Source organism: Microcoleus sp. MON1_C5 (genome assembly GCF_036701875.1).
Taxonomy (GTDB): Bacteria; Cyanobacteriota; Cyanobacteriia; order Cyanobacteriales; family Microcoleaceae; genus Microcoleus.
Map to the genome: position 1 here is coordinate 1 of NZ_JAUBRN010000037.1, position 21,109 is coordinate 21,109.

Consider the following 21,109-nt stretch of genomic DNA (forward strand, 5'->3'; position numbering starts at 1 on the left):
GGGGTTTAACAAACTTTCACTGGTGGCCTCAAGTTCCAGTTTCGGCTTAATTATGGGTAAGTACCCGGACATGATATAAGCATCTGATCGGAAAAATCTGCGATCGAAGTTATGCCGAAAAAGCCCGTTCCGCGACCAGAAGATGAAGAGTCGCATTTGAAGAAGCTCGGGGAAGAACTGGAGATGAGTCAGGAAGATTTGGCGCGAGAGCTTGGCGTTTCGTCGCAAACCATCAGCCGTTGGGAGTTGGGAAAGAAGGTACCCACGTTCACCGTTAAGCAGATGAAAGCTTTGGAGAAATTGCTCGCTAGCATCGGCAGGTCGATCGGCGATTTGCCAGACAATCTCTGATGAAACCATTAAACAAGCCCACGGATAAATCTGTGGATCACTTTTTCCAATCTAAAATCTAAAATCTAACATCTAAAATCACTCGATCGCGCCCTTTGTCTTTAGCTTGATAAAGCGCGCGGTCTGCCGCTGCAATCAAGTTTTTTTGTGCAGTGGACGATCGAGGAACCGTACTCGCTACCCCCATACTCAGCGTCACGGAAGAACACACCTCCGAATTAATGTGTTCTATTTCTAGTTCTTTTATCCACAGTCGAATTTTCTCTGCAATCGAGACAGCTATTTCAGGTGAAGTCCGAGGCAAAATCACTGCAAATTCTTCGCCTCCGTAACGAGCTACCAGAGTCTCCCCCGAAACTTCGCGTGTTGAGTAATTTACAGCCTCAACAATAGTTTTCGCTACCTGTTGCAAACAAGCGTCTCCCGCTTGATGTCCGTAAGTATCGTTGTATTGTTTAAAAAAGTCAATATCGCATAAAATTAAAGATAGTTCTGCTGCTTCTTGTCCCAATTCCTGCCATTTTTTCTCGAAGAATTCGTTAAAACAGCGGCGGTTCGCCACCTGAGTTAACCCATCTGAGTTCGCAAGGCGATACAATTCGGAATTAGCTGATTTTAATTGAGAATTAGCTGCTTCTAACTCGGCTTGTGTTACCGATAAATTGTAATACAGTTGCCTAATATACCCAGTAGCTTGTTGGTGAATTTCGGATAAAGCTACCAATACTTGATGCACGTCTAATAGTCGGTAAACTTGAGCTTCTAACTGCACAACAATCGGCTCGTAAAGCAGTTCGGGCTGCCGCTGCATGGCTCGCTGAGCTGCCACGACAATTAAGGCTACTCCTGGTAAAATCAAAATATCAGTTTGAGCTATTTGATACAAAGCCATAATTGGTCGGCCAGCAAATGTATCTAGTCCGTAAGGGCGGCTCATGCGTTCCATAAATCGCCTGCGCGATATCATCCCTAAAAATTCGCCATTTACGGTCAAGATAACTCCCGGAAGCAGCGGGTGAGCTTGAAAAAACCGGGCTACTTCTTTGGCTAGGGATGAAGCTTCAACTTGAAAATTTAATACAGCCAAATCCTTAAGAGTAGACTCTAAAGATAGATTTTTTGGTAGTTTTTCTGGTGAGTTAGATGGCGGGAGAAATTCAACAGACACAGCGCAGATCCGAATAAACAATAAAGCAGCAACAAAGCTTGTCTCAACTATTAACTTATCTTAGTATTTGTTTCGTACCATTGGCTGTATTTACTACACTATCTAATATTTAAGAGAATAAACTAACGCCTGACTTTATTCCCTGCCTGCATTGCATTGATTCATCATTACTACCTTAGAGATTTATTAAATTATTACTTGATTGTTTACTGTTAATTTGGGCGGAGTAAAAAACCGATTTGAGCGCCATTCCTTAACTCATTCACGCGGCCAACAAACTCAAGAAATCTGGTTGTTAAAAAGGGGTCGATGCTTGTGAAAAGGTTTTGCGTAAAAAAACGTGGTTTCTGCCCCTGTTTTAAACTCAAAACTCAACACTCAACATTCCCTCACCACCCCCAAGTTCCTGGCCCTCCCTTAAACGGGCCCACAATATCTTTGGTAATCCAGCCGCCGTAAAAATCCCCTGGTTGAGATTGCACTAATTCCCCGTCCACATAACAGGCATCCATCTTGCTCGGATAAAAAGCCACATAATCTTTAATAGCTGCAAAAACCTGATTAGGATTGGGATAAAACCAAGCCGCATTTACTACTTCTTTGGACTCTACCGTCACAGTGTAATAACCGGCTTGTCCCTTCCACTCACACCAAGAGCCCTGTAAAGTTTTGTGCAAATATTCCATTTTGATGTCTTCGGGGCAGATATAGTAAACCGGAGGGTGGCTTGTCTCCAGTACCCGCTGAGGGCGGCGCGTGTCTGCGATCGTCACTCCATTAAAAACTATCTGTACGTGTTTGGTCGATTCCTCAAGGCGAGGGGGACGCGGGTAATCCCAAACAGACTCTTCACCAGGGCCCGGCTCTATTCGATCGAAGTTCATTTGCACAATCTCCCCTGAAAACAAACAATTAGCGACTTAGCATTACAATTTAATGTACCCTTAATCGAGTCGCTGCTTCAGACCAAACCAGCTTTTCTCAACTCTTCGTAATATGAGTATTCGCGGTATAGATGTTTCCGACTACCAGCCCAATATCAATTGGCAAGCAGTTGCCCGGGATGGTATTGCCTTCAGTTTTGTCAAAGCGACGGAGGGTGCAACGTTAGTGGCCCAAACTTTCGCCCGCAATTGGGCGGCTATGAAAGCAGCGGGGATTCAACGCGGTGCTTACCACTTTTTTCGACCTGCAAGCAGCATTCAAGGACAAATAGATTTGTTCTTGAAAACTGTAAAACTCGAACCTGGGGATTTGCCGGCAGTCTTGGATTTGGAAACTACAGGCGGTTTGAGTGTGGGTGAATTCTGCGATCGAGCCGCAATTTGGCTAGAAGCAGTCGAAAAAGCCACCTTGATGCGGCCGATTATCTACACGTACCCCGGTTTCTGGGACAACCTGGGGACAAAACGGTTTGCGGATTACCCGCTGTGGATTGCTCACTATACCAGTGCTGAAGAACCTTGGGTTCCCGGCGGCTGGAAAACTTGGACTTTTTGGCAGTACAGCGACACCGGCAGCGTGTCCGGCGTCTCGGGCAATGTAGACACCAATATTTTTGAAAGCGTCCGAGAAGGCGCCCTAAGTTATAAAGTTGCAGACATCCAGAGGCAATTAAGAATTAAAGGTTTTTATCAAGGCGCGATGGATGCTAAATTTGGAGCCACTACCACAGCAGCGCTCATCTCGTTTCAGAAATCTCAAGGTCTCAATCCAGACGGCATTGCAACCCTCAAAACTTGGGCCGCTTTGATGCGAAAATCTCCCAAAGTAGTTGTCCCCCCTCCAACCCCGACTCCCGCTCCGACTCCCACTCCCATATCAGGCGTGCGACTGACTCAGGTATTCTCGTCTTATAAAGCTAGCGCTAGCCAAGATACTGCCTTAATTTGGCTGCAAAGTCAGGTTCCTACCTCTGTTTTAGGGGAATTTGCTCAAAAATGGCGGGCAACTGCCTTACCTCAAGACAGTAATTTGCGATTGATAGATGTGGGCAAATTTTATCGCGGTTTAGCACAACAAGACCAAGCTTTAGATTGGCTGCAAAAACAAATTTCTCCGGCTATTATTACCGAGTTTGCACAAAAATGGCGCTCTCAATCTATTGTCACTAATTCTCCGATTCGGCTGATAGATGCGTGCAAATTTTATCGGGCCGCCCCCCAGCAAAACCAGGCTTTAGATTGGCTGGAAGGGCGAATTTCGCCGGCAATTCTATCGGAGTTTTTTCGCAGGTGGCAGGATGCCAATCGATGATTGATTTTAGATTTTAGAGAGACTCTACAGATGAATCTTGCGATTTTAGAGTTTTTTAGATAGGAGATTGACTCGACAAATGAATCTGGGGGTTTGACCGCTCTGTAATTGAAAAGCCGCCAAATCTTGCTATTTGAGATTTGAGAGTTCTCCACATCAAAACTGGTCAAATCCTCTCCCTCTCTCCCCGCCTCTCCATTAGACTCTCGAACATAACAGACAATATCTCGCTTAGCTACAGCTTGCTGCCATCTTTGACGCCAAGAGAATTATCTGATAAAGTTATAGCGACTATCAAGGTTTTTTAATCTTATTGGGAAAAATGCAGGGCCGTGCCGAGTTTGTAAGCTGCGCCGAAAATAGCGCCTGCACTCCAATTACCCGCGATCGAACATTTAAAACTAAGCGGGCAGCCTGTAACAATTATATCTATGGAAATCCCCTTTAACATCACCCAGTTGATGGTCATGACCGTCATCTGTGGCATCAGCGCTCAAGTTCTGGCCGCTTATCTGAAAGTTCCGGCGATCGTCTTTTTGCTATTGTTTGGCATTTTAGCCGGCCCAGACTGCTTGGGAGTGCTGCACCCGAATCTGCTGGGCAGCGGTTTGGAAGTTATGGTATCGCTTTGCGTAGCGTTAATTCTGTTTGAAGGCGGCTTGAATTTGGAATTGCGAGATTTAGGAAAACTTTCCGGCAGCATCCGCAATTTAGTTACAGTAGGCACTTTAATTACGCTAATTGGCGGCGGAATGGCCGCACACTGGTTGGGGGAATTTCCCTGGCCGATCGCATTTCTGTATGCTTCTCTAGTAGTCGTCACCGGCCCGACGGTAATCGGCCCTTTGCTCAAACAAGTATCCGTTGACAAACAAGTCGCCGCCTTGCTAGAAGCAGAAGGCGTTTTAATCGATCCTGTCGGGGCAATTCTGGCAGTATTGGTGCTGAATATTATTTTGAACGGCAATGCTGATTTGCTGGTTTTGTTCCGAGATTTAATCGTGCGACTATTAGTTGGCACAGTCGTCGGAGTTGCGGGAGGTTGGCTGCTGGGATTCATTCTCAAGCGATCGCAATTTCTCTCAGAAGACCTCAAAAACTTAGTAGTTTTAGCCGGTTTGTGGGGATTTTTCGGCTTAGCAGAAGAAATCCGCAGCGAATCGGGACTGATGGCAACTGTCGTATCCGGCATCGTCCTCAGAGCCGCTGCTGTGCCGGAAGAAAGGCTGCTGAGGAGGTTTAAAGGTCAACTCACAGTCCTGGCTATTTCCATGCTGTTCGTGCTGCTGGCGGCTGATTTATCCCTCGCTAGTGTGGTCGCCCTCGGTTGGGGAAGTTTGTTTACAGTTTTAGCTTTAATGTGGGTAGTGCGGCCGATCAACGTTTGGCTGTGTACTTGGAACAGCGGACTGAATTGGCGGCAGAAATTATTTGTTTGTTGGGTAGCGCCGAGGGGAATTGTCTCAGCCTCGATCGCATCTTTATTTGCAATTTTGCTCACCCAGCGGGGAATCAACGGCGGCGACTCGATTAAAGCCTTAGTTTTCCTAACAATTATTATGACAGTTTTCGTCCAGGGACTAACAGCCGGAGGGATCGCTCAACTTTTGGGCATCACCTCAAAATCCGCAACCGGTGCTGCAATTGTGGGGTCAAATCCTTTGAGCAGATTAATTGCTCGCTTGTTTCAAGAACGCGGAGAATCTGTGGCAATTATCGACACCGACCCGGAAGCTTGCGCCCAAGCAGAACGAGAGGGTTTGCGGGTGTTTTTGAGCAGTGCTCTCGACCACAGCGTTTTAGAAGAAGCCGGACTAGATTCGATGGGAACTTTTCTGGCAATGACTAACAACGGCGAGGTAAACTTAGTGTTAGCTCAGCGAGCGGCAGAAGAGTTTGCGCCGCCGAGGGTTTTGGCAATATTCCCCAAAGATCCGCAAGCAAATACGCCTGCAAATCAGACTAAAATCAATCAAGCTTTTGTATCCGATTTGTCGCTGAAGGATTGGAACGTATATTTGAGCGATAGCGAAGTAAAATTGGGAGAAACTGAGTTAAAAAGTGAGGGATTGCAGTTTCAGATTGCTCACTTGCAAGCTTTGGTTCAAGCCGGGGAGTTGGTGCCGCTGCTGCTGGAAAGGCAAGGGTACTTGCAAGTAGTGTCGGCGACTCAGATTTGGCAAGCAGGCGATCGAATTATTTATTTGCTGTACGATCCGACACCAAAATTGTTGAAAAGATTGTCTGGTTCGTCGCAGTCTCGTTTGACTTTGGAAAAGCATCAGCTAGTTGAAGAAGTGCCCATTCCTTCTCCGGTTTTAGAGGAGGTTTTGGAGTCAGCGGAAATAGCAAAGGATGCTAAAGTTTTGCAGCCACCAGTTTCGCGATAGGGGCAGTAAGCTGTCGTGCATCTAGATTGTCTGTGGTATTAGAGGGGGAGAGGGGGAGAAGGGGAGAGGGGGAGAGGATTTGACAATTTTTGATATGGGATTGAAATATACAATTTCAATGCACAACATATATCAGATCGCTCGCGACAAGCAGATTAGAGCGATCGTCCTTACTCTGCCTCCCCAATTAAAGTAAATGCCGCCCAATTTCGCGGCTGGGGATGAGTTTTCATCGTGGTTAACATTGCCTGCCGAAGTGCCTGTGCTTTGTCGGGATTATTTTGCAAATTTTGATAAAACGACTGCATCAATTCCGATGTCGGCGCATCGGGAACCGCCCATAAAGAAACAATTACACTCGGCACTCCTGCCGAAATCAAAGCGCGCGACAAGCCAATCACCCCATCCCCGGTAATTCTTCCTTCTCCGGTGTTGCAAGCACTCAAAACGACTAAGTTTGCTTGCAGTTTCATGTCGAAAATCTCTTCTGCTGTCAATAAGCCGTCATCGCTACCAGAAGGAGCCATAGCGATCGCACTTGCCAATCCGCGCACATTATCCAGCAATCCATGCGTTGCTAAGTGAATAATCGATGCTTGGGGCATTTTTTGGACGATCTGGGCTTTTGTCCCTTGTGCGCCTGTGATGGCTTGGGTATTGAGCAGAGGGGCGATCGCGATCGCTTCAGCTTCGGCCCCAGGTAGAGCAGACAATTGCTGTTTGGGCTCTCCCAGAGAGAGAGACACGCTTGGCATAGTAGGATTGCCCAATACTAGAGCCCTGCTGCTGTTGACTGGCTTCTGTGCTAACTTCTGTCGTTGTTGTCGAGTCAAATCCAATACTTGAATCGAGGGGGCGGTGAGAATGGTGTGTTTTTCGATTAAGTAAGTGCCGTTGGCATCTTGCAGGGCGGGAAAAGGTACTTGGAAAAGCGATCGTTGGGGAATGAAAATGACATGGGCATTGGGATCTTTTGGCAAAAGCGTTTCAATTGGGTCAATCAGCAGTTGATGCAGCGTCGGTAAGTTGGGTTGGGGTTGAATAAAACCAGTGCTGCTGCGACTGCGAACGGCAAGAAACTCCTGATTGCCAATAATTAGATCGGCTAGAGAGGCGTTGTGCTGTTGCCAGAGGGGTTTGAGGTCTACTTCGCGGAATGTGATTTCGCCCGTGGGTTGAATCACCCAAATGTAGAGGGCGGATTCACGCCCTACTTGTTTGCCCTGAATCTGGAATTCGTCGTAGATGATAGAATACTGCACCAAAGTGGCGTTCTGTGCTTTGGCGATTTGGCGGATTTGCTCCTGGTTCGGAGAAGTGTTAATCACCGGATTGGTAGAACCTGACGATAAGCGCTGTGTCAGGAGATCGACAAAGGCACGGGCACGCCCCCGTTCGGCAATTTCTAACGCTGCGATCGGGTTATTCTGAGCCACCCGGACTTCTTGTAAAGTCCGATAAGTCATAGCTTGTCCTTCAAAGATGGAGACTTTATACGCGTCGTTAGAGCCGAGCATTTGACGCATCGATTCCCAAACTTGAATCGCATTGAGGAGCATTTTCTCAGCTTCTGTGGGGTTGCCAGCCTTTAAGAACGCCGCTCCGAGGTTGTTGAGCGCCACACCCTCCGTCCGAGGGTCTTTAATTTCGCGGGCGATGGCTAACTGTTGCTGTGAATACTCAATGGCTTTGGCATAGTTGCCCAGAGAGTAGTAAGTGATTCCCAAATTGCCCAGTGACGCAGCCTCCCCAGAGCGATCTTTAATGGAGCGGGCGATAGCTAACCACTGCTGTGAATACTCAATGGCTTTGGCATAGTCGCCCAGATAGCGGTAAGCGACTCCCAAATAGCCCAGTGCCATACCTTCCCCCTGACGGTCTTTAATTTCGCGGGCGATCGCTAAATATTGCTGTGCATGCTCAATGGCTTTGGCATAGTCGCCCAGATCGATGTAAACGAGTCCCAACTGGCCCAGTGCCCCACCCTCCCCTTGGGGGTCTTTAATGGAGCGGGCGATGGCTAACCACTGCTGTAAATACTCGATGGCTTTGGCATAGTTGCCCAGATAACTGTAAGAGATTCCCAACTTGCCCAGTGCCCTACCTTCACTTTGGCGGTCTTTAATGGAGCGGGCGATGACTAACCACTGCTGTGCATACTCAATGGCTTGGGCATAGTTGCCCAGAGAGCCGTAAGCGACTCCCAAATTGCCCAGTGCCCTACCTTCCCCTACGCGGTCTTTAATTTCGCGGGCGATCGCTAAATATTGCTGTGTATACTCAATGGCTTTGGTATAGTTGCCCAGAAAGCGGTAAGCCTCTCCCAAACTGCCTAGTGTTAGACCCTCCAACCTACGGTCTTTAATTGCGCGGGCGATAGCTAACTGTTGCTGTATATATTCAATGGCTTTGATATGGTCGCCCAGATAAAGGTAAGCGACTCCCAAATAGCTTAGTGCCAGACTCTCCTGCTGGCGATCCTTAATTTCACGGGCGATCGCTAAATGTTGCTGCGAATACTCAATGACTTTGGCATAATTGCCCAGAGAGAGGTAAGCACCTCCCAAATTGTTTAGTGCCAGACTCTCTTGCTGGCGGTCCTTAATTTCACGGGCAATAGCTAAATGTTGCTGTGAATACTCAATGGCTTTGGTCGAGTTGCCCAGATCGCGGTAAGCGGCTCCCAAATTGCCCAGTGCCACCTTTTCACTGTCGCGGTCTTTAATTTCGCGGGCGATGGGTAAACTCTGCTGTGTATATTCAATGGCTTTGGTATGCTCGCCCAGTTTGAGGTAAGCGGCTCCCAAATTGGCCAGTGCCCTACCCTCCCTCTGACGGTCTTTAATTTCGCGGGCGATGGGTAAACTCTGCTGTAAATACTCAATGGCTTTGGCATAGTTGCCCAGATAAAGGTAAGCACGTCCCAAAGTGCCCAGTGCCCAACCTTCAGTTTTGCGATCTTTAATTTCGCGGGCGATGGCTAAACTTTGCTGTGAATATTCAATGGTTTTGGCCCAGTTGCCCAGAGAGTAGTAAGCACGTCCCAAATCGGCCAGTGCCAAACCTTCTGTTTGACGGTCTTTAATTTCCCGGGTGATGGCTAAATGTTGCTGTGCATATTCAATGGCTTTGGCATAATTGCCCAGAGATTGGTAAGCCATTCCCAGATTGCCCAGTGCCCAACCCTCTCCTTGGCGGTTTTTGAGGGCGCGATAAATTGGCAGTGCCTGTTGCCAGAAATTCAGCGCTGCTTGGAATTGCCCAGTCTGATATTGTTGGGTGCCCTGCTGCAAGAGCCGATCGGCCTCTGCTTCACGAGCATCGGTAGTTTGAGCGATCGCTGGGAATTGAGAGTCAGGATTAGTTAATAGAGACATAGTGGCAAGCAAGAATAGGGAAATGGAAGCTAGGAAAACATTAGTGAGCCTATAGTGGGTTGATTTGAGTCGCTTAAATGGGGAATACAGCATAGGATTCTAGAGTTGGATTTTAGAGAATTAGCCCGATCGCTCTTTCTGCCGTCGTCGTGCGATCGCCTCAATCTGCCACAGGCGATCGACCTTCATAGAAGCTTACTCTGTCTCCCCGATCTCGCCGCAGGGATGGGGACTCTAATCTGGATTAGACGACAATTTTAGCGATCGCCCGATCGGTTTGAATCAAACCATTACCCACTGGCATAGTCAAGTCCAAAATCAAAACCTGGCGTGTTTAGATCGTCCATATCCAGAGCCGTCTGCTCTAATGCTCGATTAATGTCCGCAGGACTTAAGTGGGGATTTGCAATGCTATCCTGTCAACCCATTTCGATTAGCTGTTGTCGTCAAAATGTTCTCAACTTGAGCCGGAGTTAAAGTCGGATTAGCATTCAAAACTAAAGCCGCTACACCCGCTACTTGTGGCGTTGCCATAGATGTGCCAGTTAGGGTGTCATAGGAGCTATAGGGAGTTGTAGAATAGATGTCTACTCCCGGAGCAACTAAGTAATCTAAAGGTGTGGAGCCCGCACGGTTCGAGGTGTCTGCCATCCTGCCGTTTATATCAATGCTGCCCACTGCAATTCCCAAGCTATCGGCATTACGAGCTGGATAATCTGGTTGGTCAACACCCGAGTTTCCGGCTGCCATAACCACAACAGAGCCTTTGTTATTTGCATACTCAATTGCGTTATTTACTACGTTGGAAGGGACAAACTCACTTCCCAAGCTGAGGTTAATTACATTGGCTCCATTATCAGCAGCATAGCGGATTCCAGCAGCAATATTATTCCCCGAGCCACCACCAAAGGCGGGCAACACTCTAACAGGCATAATCTTAGCATTGGGCGCAACTCCTGTGATGCCAAAATTATTTCGTTCTGCCGCGATCGCACCTGCTATGTGAGTCCCGTGACCGTGGAAATCCATATCCATTGGGTTGTTGTCACTAGCCACAAAATCCCAACCCCGAATATCATCAATATATCCGTTGCGATCGTCATCGATACCATTTCCAGCAATTTCATCAGTATTTTGCCAAATATTGCCATCCAAATCGGGATGGGTGTAGTCAACACCAGTATCCACGACAGCTACAACAATGCCATTTCCTGTAATGTTTTGATTCCAAACTTCCGGCGCATTTATCACATCTAGCGCCCACTTATTCCCCCCCAGATCGGGAATATCGGGGAAAAGACTTGAACGATTTAAGGTATGGGAAACTGCGGCATTTGCATTCACTAAACCGTAGCCGTAGTTAGTATTATAAACACCATTAGTTGTGGTAATATCTGGCACTACAGGAATAGATATTGCAGAACAATTCAGGTTGTAATTAGTAGAGTTGTTGAAGAAGCTAGAGACTTGAACATAGTAGGTTCCTGGAACCAGATTGGGTACATTAATCACGTCCGGGATGGTGCCAATCTCAATAGAGCTGGCAATAGTTTCACCACGATCGACACCACCGTTGCGGTTTCTATCGTGAATTAACCTGACATTAGCATCCCTGGTTAAACCATCCAGACGCAGGTTAAAATTGCTCTTAGTGTTGATATCGAAGCGGTAGAAATCGTCGCGATCGCCTGTGCCCACAAAATCAGTTAAGTTGATGCTACCATTTTCAACACCAACAACATTACGAGCTGTCGAAAGAGAGTTACCTGGATCTGCGAAATTCAACTGGGAAGCAGATAGCGTTCCTGTTAGCGGATCTGCGTTTGCGATCGCCGATTCTGACTGCGGTTTGAGTTGAGAATCGGCGACATCGCCAGTAACTCGATCGCTCGCAGAGAAACTGAGGTGATCGCCTGCATGAGCTACAATAAAATCTGCTATCTGTGTCTGTTGGTCGATGCTGGATGCTGCGGGATTAGTCAAGCTAGATTCAGCACTATAACCAGGAATATTCAATGGCTCGATCGCTCCGTTGAGCAAGTCGCTGTTAGTCGGAAATATTGATGTGGCGAGATCGTTTGGCTGTTGATTTAAATAAAGGCGATCGTTAGGATTGGTTTTGATGTCTAACATAATTTAAAAACCCCGATGTTTCGATTCATTCTTTAGTTAAATCTTAAGCAGCCCAAATGGAAAAATCATTCGTTCTACCCACAGACTTCATGAAGTACCGGGTGCAAAATAGATTGCGGGAAAGTGCAAAGTATGTGAATATGTAGAGTAGATGGTTCACTTCCATCAGTTTTGAGATTGAGACGCGAGCGCGAACAAAGATTCATTCCACAGTCCGCCAGAGAATTAATTCCCTGTCTCATAGCACAAGTCCTCTAAAAGAGGACTGAAGAATATAATTCATTAGTCCTCTTTCAGATATAAATGAATTCAACTATCAAATAGAAATATCGCTCTTCCTGACAGCGAGCTAACAGTTCCGGTATGCGATCGTGCTTGCCCAATTTTCACAATACTCGCGCTTCCCGCTCGAACAACTTGGTTGTTTCGATCGACTGAATTTTCAAACGTTTGACTGCACATAAAGGGCGATCGGGCAAATCTTCATCTCCCGCAAGATAAGTATCGCTAAACTCGGTACTTACCAACTGTTCGGTAATTCGATAACGCATTCGCAGTTTTCTGTCCAGCATCGGATCTGGCGGTACGGGGGGTTGACTTTTTTGTACAGATTCCGACTGCACGCTTTGCTGTGCCACTCTCATCGCGGACTCCCACAAATTTTTGTTGCGGACTCTTTCGTCCGGGTCGATAATTCCTGCATCTTTCAATACCTCTGTCAGCAATTTCCACAAATGATAAGCAACGTATCGCGCTAAGTAGCATATTTGATAGTTCCGCGCGATCGCATAATTATTCTTGATTTCTTGGTATGTCAAACCATCTAACACTCCTTGAATAATTGCTCGCTGTAAGCGGTTCAAGGGTTGGCCTCTCTTTTCCTGTACCAGGTTATCGAGAATGTTTGTAGCTGATTCTGCATTCATAAAGTTACGCAGTAAGTTGACAGTTGACCGTTGACCTGTGGTAGGGGCGGTGCCAAGAGAGCCCGCCCTCTTAGTTGAGAGTTGACAGTTGACAGTTGATATAGCAATCCTAAATGAGTCGTAAATTTTTTACCCCGATCGACAAAGTAACAAATTCGGATGTATTGTCGCCAATTAATCGTCGAGATTCTGAGGGATAGGCTTGTAAAGCCATAAAAAAATCCTCTTAACACTTGACTTAAATCTTAAGCAACCCACATGGGAAAATCATTCGTTCTACCCACAGACTTGATGAAGTACAGGGTGCAAAATAGATTGCGGGAAAGTGCAATGTATGTGAATATGTAGAGTAAATGGTTCATTTCCATCAGTTTTGAGATTGAGAAGATAACTCGGCGGTTGAAACCGCGTCTACACAAACAAAGTCTGCCTGCGCGGACTAAAGAATAAAGATCGTTTCCGATTGCATCGGAATTATTAGTATCCGAAAAGGATACGGCAGTGCCGTTTCCCTACAATGTTATTTTGGGTAGGGAAACCGCACTGCCGTCTGCTCTATCATTCCGGTACAACCGGAATTGATATAATTTAGGATAAAATTTAGGATAAAAACATGGAGCCAATTCGCTATTAATAAAAACTTACTCGGCCTCCCCAATTAACGTGAACGCTGCCCAATTTCGCGGCTGGGGATGAGTTTTCATCGTGGTTAACATTGCCTGCCGAAGTGCCTGTGCTTTGTCGGGATTATTTTGCAAGTTTTGATAAAACGATTGCATTAATTCCGATGTCGGCGCATCGGGAACCGCCCATAAAGAAACAATCACGCTCGGCACTCCTGCCGAAATCAAAGCGCGTGACAAGCCAATCACACCATCCCCGGTAATTCGGCCTTCTCCAGTGTTACAGGCACTCAAAACGACTAAATTTGCTTGCAGTTTCATGTCGAAAATCTCTTCTGCGGTCAATAAGCCGTCATCGCTACCAGAAGGAGCCAGGGCGATCGCACTTGCCAATCCGCGCACATTATCCAGCAATCCATGGGTTGCTAAGTGAATAATCGATGCCTGGGGCATTTTTTGGACGATCGCAGCTTTTGTCCCTTGTGCGCCTGTGATGGCTTGGGTATTGAGCAGAGGGGCGATCGCTCTAGCTTCAGCTTCGGCTCCCGGTAGAGGAGACAATTGCTGTTTGGGCTCTCCCAGAGAGAGAGACACGCTTGGCATCGTGGGATTGCCCAAGACTAGAGCCCTGCCGTTGTTGGCTGGCTTCTGTGCTAACTTCTGCCGTTGCTGTCGAGTCAAATCCAATACTTGAATCGAAGGGGCGGTAAGAATGGTGTGTTTTTCGATTAAGTAAGTGCCGCTGGCATCTTGCAGGGCGGGAAAGGGCACCTGGAACAGTGACTCTTGGGGAATGAAAATGACGCGGGCATCGGGATCTTTGGGTAAGAGGCTGGCAATCGGATCGATCAGCAGTTGATGCAGCGTCGGTAAGTCGGGTTGGGGTTGGGTAAAACCAGTGCTGCTGCGACTGCGGACAGCCAGGAATTCTTGATTGCCAACGATTAAGCTGTCTAGAGAGGCGGTGTGATTCTGCCACAGGGGTTTGAGGTCTACCTCGCGAAACGCGATCTCGCCCGTGGGTTGAATCACCCAAATGTAAAGCGCGGATTCTAGCCATACTTGTTTGCCCTGAATCTGGAATTGGTCGTAGATGATGGAATACTGCACCAAAGTGGCGTTCTGTGCTTTGGCGATTTGGCGGATTTGATCCTGGTTGGGAGCAGAGGCGATGACCGGATTGGCATCACCAGTTGATAAGCGTTGTGTGAGTAGATCGACAAAGGCACGAGCACGTCCCCGTTCGGCAATTTCTAAGGCTGCATTGGGGTTATTCTGAGTCACCCGGACTTGTTGCAGATGGCGATAGGTGCGAGCTTGTCCTTCAAAGATGGAGACTTTATTCGCGTCGTTGGAGCCGAGCATTTGACGCATTGATTCCCAAACTTGAATCCCATTGAGGAGCATTTTCTCAGCTTCTATCAGGTTGCCAGCCTTTAAGAATGCTGCTCCGAGGTTGTTGAGCGCCATACCTTCCCCCTGGCGGTTTTTAATTTCGCGGGCGATGGCTAAATGTTGCTGTGTATACTCAATGGCTTTGGCATAGTTGCCCAGAGAGTGGTAAGCGATTCCCAAATTGCCCAGTGCCCCACCCTCCCCTCGGCGGTCTTTAATTTCGCGGGCGATGGCTAAACTCTGCTGTGTATACTCAATGGCTTTGGCCGAGTTGCCCCAATAGACGTAAGCGACTCCCAAATTGGCCAGTGCCCCACCCTCCAGGTGGCGGTCTTTAAATTCGCGGAAGATGGTTAAACTCTGCTGTATATACTCAATGCCTTTGGCATAGTTGCCCAGAGAAATGTAAGCGCCTCCCAAATTGCTCAGTGCTCCACCCTCCCCTCGGCGGTTTTTAATTTCGCGGAAGATGGTTAAACTCTGCTGTGTATACTCAATGGCTTTGGCATAGTTGCCCAGAGAGCGGTAAGTATCTCCCAAATTGCCCAGTGCTGCCCCTTCCCCTCGGCGGTTTTTAATTTCGCGGGCGATGACTAACCTTTGCTCCCAATACTCAATGGCTTTGGCATAGTTGCCCAAAGAGAGGTAAGCGAGTCCCAAATTGTGCAGTGCCCCACCCTCTCTTGGACGGTTTTTGAGGGCGCGATAAATTTGCAGTGCCTGTTGCCAGGAATTCAACGCTGCTGGGAATTGGCCGGTCTGATACTGTTGGTTGCCCTGCAGCAAGAGCCGATCGCCCTCTGCTTGACGGGCATCGATCACCTGAGCAACAACCGGGAGTTGAGAGTGCCGAGGAATGTAAAAGGCAACAGACAACAGGCAAAAGGCGAGGGGAAAGAGGAAGCCCGATCGCACTTTACGATCGCGGGATTTAAGCAGTTTTAGCGAGAAAGATTTCATAGGATTTAGTCTTTGGAGTGCGAGGCTTAGCGCTGTCCTTGGCGTTGTTGTTCGATCGCTCTAATCTGCTTCAATCGATCGCTCCAATCTTTCAAAGGTTCGGCTTCCGAACTAGCGAGAGAATCTAGCAGTTCCAGCACCGCCGCTTGGCTTTGAGAAGTCTCAGAGGCTTTGCGCGCTTCTGCGATCGCGTCATACCACAGCCCCGCCCCCGCATACAGGTCGATCCGCTGCTGGGGAGTTTGGGCGGCTGCAAGTTGAGACTGCAACGACGCCGCAGGCTGGACTACTTGGATTTCTCCCGTCGCCACCACATTCCTCGAAGGAACCATCGGATCGCAGACCAACACCACTTGCCACTGATAGGATTGCCCGATCGACAGTTGGGGCAGATTTGAGGGCAAAGCAACCGACATAATCCCTTGCTGACTCTGCATCTCGGTTCTGTAGAGCAGTTGTCCCGTGCGAGTAAAGAGCCTCAATTGCAGCGGACGAGGAGTGCGATCGGGTACAAACCAGGTAAAGGTGGGATGCCCAGAAATCGTCTCTCCCACATGGCTAAACGGCACCAAGACAGTCAATCTCGCCGATGAATTAGCTTCGCAACTGCCGCCGCGAGTGGTATTCGTCCCGGTGTCTTTCGGTTTAGAAGGGTTTTCAGGAGGAGTATATTTTGCCAGCGCTACAGGAGCGATCCAGAACGAAACACTCAGCATTAAACTCGCAATGCCGGCACAGTAAACCGTTCGACGTTTCAACTCGTGAGTCATCATCTGAATCCTCATCTGTAACTATCTTCTAGAGTAATCACGAATACACAAACACAATAGAGGACTCTCCGCAAGCTTAGTTTGCGGGAAGGTGCAAAGATATTGGTATCAGCTTAAGGGCAAACCCTCAGTCCGGCAGTCCGGCAGGGGTTTAAACCCCTGCCTCAAAGCGAAAGTCGTCTGAAGACGACTAATGAGTTCTTCAGTCCTCTTTGAGAGGACTTTCGCTCTGAGACAGGGAATTCATTCCCTGGCGGACTGCCGGGTGGGCGGGAGGACTGGGTGGACTGACAGCTTAAGTTGACACGCTTTGGGCATTGCCGTATCCAGAGTTGCCGTGTTGTCGATCGTTATATCTAAGCTCTTAGACCATTCTCAAGAACGGGCAAGATGCCCGTTCCACAAAGAGTGAATTTCTTGTGGAACGGGCATCCTGCCCGTTCATAAATGCCTTATTGAAAAGGGTGCAATATCTCATCTCAATTAGCTCCGATTTGACAAGGGTGAACCCAACCAATCACCAGAACCACCGCCGTTTTGCTGGCCAGGTTAACTCGCACACTGTCCCCTTCGGTTGATTCGGGTAGCGCCGAAATGCTCCGCCTAACTGTTTGGCTAAGTTCTTTGCAAGCTGGGTTCCTAATCCTGAAGGTTGAAGTTTAGGGTTTGGATCTTCGGTTATTTCCCTGTCTCGATCCATTGCAGCCAAGCTAAGCGTTTCTGACTGAGACTGTTTCCCCCTACCATTATCCGCCACCCGAATCACCTGCCGATCGCCTTCCTGAGTGCAAATTACAGTCAAGCGAGTGGCTTCGATCGCGTGTTTCCCGACATTGCAGAGCGCTTCTTCCAGAAAGCGGCAGAGTGCTCGCTTGTGTTCCAACCGCAGATGCGAGGTGTTCAAGGGATCGAACTGCACAATTTTGAATTTGATCGTTTTGAGGTAGGGCAATTCTTGTTCGAGCGTGTTGGAATAGACTTTGTAGAGCAATTCATGCAATGGAGCCTGCAGGGCCAATTCGATCGCACTCCCCATGCGGAGATGCGGTTCATCCGCGATCGCGTCTCGTTGCACAGAGCCGTAAACTGCCCGCAATTCTTGATTCAAGCGTTGCAACTCCGGTAGAAATAACGGCGGTGTGGCTTGTTCTTGAGCAGTTCTCAAAATTCCAACCAATGTTTGTAACGGGCCGCTATGAATTGCATTAAAGGTCTGCTCGATCGCAAACTGACGTTCCTCCAACCGCAGTCGGAGTTCTTGTTCGTGGCGATAAAATAACGCTGCCATCAAACCAGCCCCATTCAACACCAGCACGAGCAACACAGGTACGATCGGCACCCACCATCCCAAAAGAATCAGCCAGTAACAGAGCGCGATCGAGCTGACACTGGCGACTAAGAGCCCCAACAAAATTTTCCAGGGCGATCGCAAAAACCGCCCCAGACTTATCCCCAAAAGTCCCCATGCCACAATCCAGAGATATTCCCATGCGTCTGCCCAAACCCGAAGCAACGATCGCCCATCGAGCACCGCACTAACGATCTGGCTAGTGGCGTGCGCCTGGATTTCGACTCCGTAAATCCGTCCCGGATTGATGCCAAGGATCGCACCTGAACTTGCCAAATCCTTCGCGCTAAAAGACATCATCCCTATCAGCACAATCCTGCCTCGAATCCAATCCGGGTGCACCTGTCCCGATTTGATTTGCGAGAGAGAAAGCACGCGAAACGGCATTGTCCCGCTGCGAACATTGAGTAAAATCTGGTTGCCGCCAGCATCCGCCCCCACATATCCGCCAGAGTTTGACTGCACTCTGGTCAATTCAATGCTGCCAAAGCGCTTCGCGTCTGGGTCGCGAATTCCATTACCCAACTCAATTCCTCGGGCTGCTAAATAGCGTTCTGCCAGCCGGATCGCCAACGAAAAACGGTATTCCTGCTGGGGGTTGTGAGCGCCCAATAAACTGCGGCGCTGGTAGCCATCCGCATCGAGAACGGCATCTGCAAAGCCAACCTGTTCCGATCGCAGCGCGGGCGGAGGTGCGACGGTAAAGCCACTGCGATCGGGCAGGGCAATCTCCACTCCGATCGTATTCTTGCTGCTGCGAAACACCGATGTTAGTTCAGCATTACCCGGCTCAACCGGAATATCGCGTACAATATCCAGCCCGATCGCGATCGGTTGATACGTCTGCAAAGATTTGACAAGTTCAGCAATTTCACGATCGGGAATCGGATAAGTTCTGGCGCGTTGAATATCTTCCTCGGTGATACTTACGATTACAGTCCTTTCATCCATTGGCTCAGGAGGACGCAGCAGCAGAAATCGATCGAACGTCACCAACTCCAAAAACTGAAGCGCACCGGTCAATCGAGCCATCATCACAGCGACAATCACCATCACCCCTGGAAGCGCTCCTCGTCCCCAAGTCGTGACCCCCGCTTTCACTGCTTGCCATCGATCGGGCTTCATAATAATGTCCGGTTGAATAGTTATCATACTTTTGTACGACTGTTTGGCCGATGCCCGATGCCCGATGCCCGATGCCCGATGCCACTACAGGATTTATAAGTAATTAACCAGACTTGATACCACTAATCAATCAACCCTTGTTCCCTAGCTCGCACTTCCGTTTGAATCCGCAGATTCTTATCATCATCCTTATACACCTCTAGCACATCTCGAATCTTAGTCCAGTAACACTGTACAGTGCGTTCAGAAACATTCATCCGTTTGGCGATCGCAGTATCCTGCAAGCTTTCTTGAAAAGCAAATTGCAACACCTGCATCCAGGCGGGTTTGAGTTGCAGCCCATTGCGGATCTCTCTGGGTGTATAAATCCGCTCGTGCAGCGCCCAATCAACCATTGCCAGCAAGTCTTTCATCGGCTGGCTCTTATCGACAACTGTGAAGCCGCCCATGTGATTGTCGATCGACGGTTTCAGCCAAACTAAAGTCCGAACATGGGCACTCTGCACCACAATATTCAGACTCGGATACTGCTCCATCAACGTTTTGAGGAGTAGAAGCCCTGAATTTGCTTGAGCTATGGAGCCGATCGTCTCTGGCATCACCAGATCCACAATCACCAAATCCGGGGTCGTCTGCGCTATTTGCTCAAGGGCTGCCTGAGCCGTCGGAGCCGTCAGAATGTCTGCCTCTGGATATTCTTGCTTCAGAATGTTAAGCGTGCCACCTAACACCATCGCATGGTCATCCACAACTAAAAATGTTCGTTTCTCCGGTTGAGGTAAAGTCTGGGGCATAATTGATTCGTTGCCACACAACATCGTCAGTTTAAGTAATCCGTCAACCCATTTTAGATTTGGGATTTACGATTTTCGATTTGTGACCTAGTTGAAACTAGGGGCTTTAAACCGCTGAAATTCTCATTCAAGATCCCAAATCCCAAATCTAAAATCGTCTCGGTCATCTTCTTACAATAGAGGAATTACCTGGCTCCCGTCCTGCATCTGTCCGCCAATTGGGGTTGGGGATGTCCGCAACGAGAATTGCGCTAAAGCGCAGTTCTATTATAATCTAAGTGTCCAAGCAAGAATAAAGATGATTTTATGGCAGCCGAAGGTTCGTATCAAGCCAGCACGTACAATCTGGAATTTGAGGGAGAAATTCAGCGGTTAAAAGCTCAAGTTCTCCTCAGTTGGGAAAAGGAAGCGCGCACTTTAAAGTGGTTCGGTTTAGCCGACGGGATGAATGTTTTGGAAGCGGGTAGCGGACCAGGATTTTTCACCGAAAAACTGTTAGAATTACTGCCAAACAGTGCGGTAACAGCGGTAGAAATTGACCCGCTACTGCACGAAAAAGCAGTAGGATATTTGCAAGACAAAGGGGGCGATCGAGTAAATCGCATCCAAGCATCAGTTGCGGATACTGGTTTGGCGGCGAACACTTTCGACTTTGCGATCGCCCGTTTGCTGTTCGTTCACCTCCCAGATCCCGTCGCAGCAGCTAGAGAAATGTTCCGCATTTTGAAACCGGGCGGCAAACTGGTGATTATTGATAACGATGCGGATCTGTTTTGGCTGACAAATCCGCCTTGGTCAGTCGAGATTGTCCGCGAGAAATTCAAGCAGGTGATAGCATCGCGGGGCGGCAATTTATGCGTCGGCCGCAATCTGTGTCGCATACTCAAAGAAGCTGGGTTTGTTAGCGTTGATTTAGAAGCGGTTGTCAGCCACAGCGATTTAATTGGAATTGAAGCGTTTGAACCTTTGCTGGACTCCGGACCCATTTTGCAAATGGTCAAACAAGGGTTGATTTCCGAGTCGGAAATAGAAAGCTATCTGGTTTCGCGGGATGAGTTTGTAGCTGCGGGCGATCGATCGATGATGAGTTTTTGGTTGATGGCTTGCGGGAAAAAAAATGAATAAAATTAAGACAATTTTTTTCACCACACATTGATGTTCTGCCGCAGCCAAAACTCTAGCACAATCGCTAAATTTTGAGTTAACAAAGCCAACTTATCTAACAGTAAAAAACGAAAAACTTCCGAATAAATTCTCCCCTCAGAATTAGGTTAAAGCTGCACGTATAGCTCTAGAATCGTATCATATCAAATCCGGTAGCATCGTCGGGCGTCAAATCTAGTCAACAGTCAGGAATCAGGAATTGTGCAACCAGATTTGATCTAATTCGTCTGCGTTAATCTGTGTTTATCTGCCCTCATCTGCGGTTAAAAAATTCTCTTTTTTTAACCGCAGAGGACAATGGATTGACGCTGATTCACGCAGAGGTCGAG

13 protein-coding genes are annotated in these 21,109 nt (G+C 48.1%); 4 read left to right on the forward strand and 9 right to left on the reverse strand.

Annotated features, from left to right (window positions below; all coding sequences use genetic code 11):
• Positions 1–111 precede the first annotated feature (111 nt).
• Positions 112–351, forward strand: a complete 240-nt coding sequence (locus tag QUA71_RS18235; RefSeq protein WP_333287078.1) for a helix-turn-helix transcriptional regulator — start codon at positions 112–114, stop codon at positions 349–351.
• Positions 352–409: 58 nt separating this feature from the next.
• Here the strand turns inward: QUA71_RS18235 and QUA71_RS18240 are convergent, their stop codons facing one another.
• Positions 410–1,519 (reverse strand): diguanylate cyclase, encoded by a 1,110-nt coding sequence (locus QUA71_RS18240; protein ID WP_333287080.1) that lies wholly within the window; start codon positions 1,517–1,519, stop codon positions 410–412.
• A 389-nt stretch (positions 1,520–1,908) separates the two neighbouring features.
• Entirely contained in the window at positions 1,909–2,403 is a 495-nt protein-coding gene (locus tag QUA71_RS18245) for a DUF427 domain-containing protein (protein ID WP_333287082.1), read from the reverse strand.
• Between the two features lie 112 nt (positions 2,404–2,515).
• On the opposite strand from QUA71_RS18245, the gene QUA71_RS18250 reads away from it, so the two are divergent.
• Positions 2,516–3,775, forward strand: a complete 1,260-nt coding sequence (locus tag QUA71_RS18250) for a GH25 family lysozyme (protein WP_333287084.1) — start codon at positions 2,516–2,518, stop codon at positions 3,773–3,775.
• Positions 3,776–4,206: 431 nt separating this feature from the next.
• The gene (locus QUA71_RS18255) at positions 4,207–6,165 is read left to right on the forward strand and encodes a cation:proton antiporter domain-containing protein (RefSeq protein ID WP_333287086.1); all 1,959 of its coding nucleotides are present in this window, start codon (positions 4,207–4,209) and stop codon (positions 6,163–6,165) included.
• 170 nt (positions 6,166–6,335) lie between these two features.
• On the opposite strand, the gene QUA71_RS18260 is transcribed toward QUA71_RS18255, so the two are convergent.
• From QUA71_RS18260 to QUA71_RS18290, 7 genes are all read right to left on the reverse strand, one after another.
• Positions 6,336–9,542: a tetratricopeptide repeat protein gene (locus QUA71_RS18260; protein WP_333287088.1), complete on the reverse strand. Its 3,207-nt coding sequence runs from the start codon at positions 9,540–9,542 to the stop codon at positions 6,336–6,338.
• Between the two features lie 411 nt (positions 9,543–9,953).
• Positions 9,954–11,675, reverse strand: a complete 1,722-nt coding sequence (locus QUA71_RS18265; RefSeq protein WP_333287090.1) for a S8 family serine peptidase — start codon at positions 11,673–11,675, stop codon at positions 9,954–9,956.
• 386 nt (positions 11,676–12,061) lie between these two features.
• A complete protein-coding gene (locus QUA71_RS18270) occupies positions 12,062–12,601 on the reverse strand; it encodes a hypothetical protein (RefSeq protein ID WP_333287092.1) in 540 nt (179 codons plus the stop codon).
• 641 nt (positions 12,602–13,242) lie between these two features.
• Positions 13,243–15,579: a CHAT domain-containing protein gene (locus QUA71_RS18275; protein ID WP_333287094.1), complete on the reverse strand. Its 2,337-nt coding sequence runs from the start codon at positions 15,577–15,579 to the stop codon at positions 13,243–13,245.
• A 26-nt stretch (positions 15,580–15,605) separates the two neighbouring features.
• The gene (locus tag QUA71_RS18280; RefSeq protein WP_333287096.1) at positions 15,606–16,352 is read right to left on the reverse strand and encodes a DUF928 domain-containing protein; all 747 of its coding nucleotides are present in this window, start codon (positions 16,350–16,352) and stop codon (positions 15,606–15,608) included.
• Positions 16,353–16,866: 514 nt separating this feature from the next.
• Entirely contained in the window at positions 16,867–18,849 is a 1,983-nt protein-coding gene (locus QUA71_RS18285; protein WP_333287098.1) for a CHASE2 domain-containing protein, read from the reverse strand.
• Positions 18,850–18,944: 95 nt separating this feature from the next.
• On the reverse strand, positions 18,945–19,616 hold the full coding sequence (locus tag QUA71_RS18290) for a response regulator transcription factor (protein ID WP_333287100.1): 672 nt from the start codon (positions 19,614–19,616) through the stop codon (positions 18,945–18,947).
• A gap of 306 nt (positions 19,617–19,922) precedes the next feature.
• Between QUA71_RS18290 and QUA71_RS18295 the strand changes: the two genes are divergently transcribed.
• Complete coding sequence (locus QUA71_RS18295) at positions 19,923–20,741, forward strand: methyltransferase domain-containing protein (RefSeq protein WP_333287102.1); 819 nt, start codon at positions 19,923–19,925, stop codon at positions 20,739–20,741.
• Positions 20,742–21,109 lie beyond the last annotated feature (368 nt).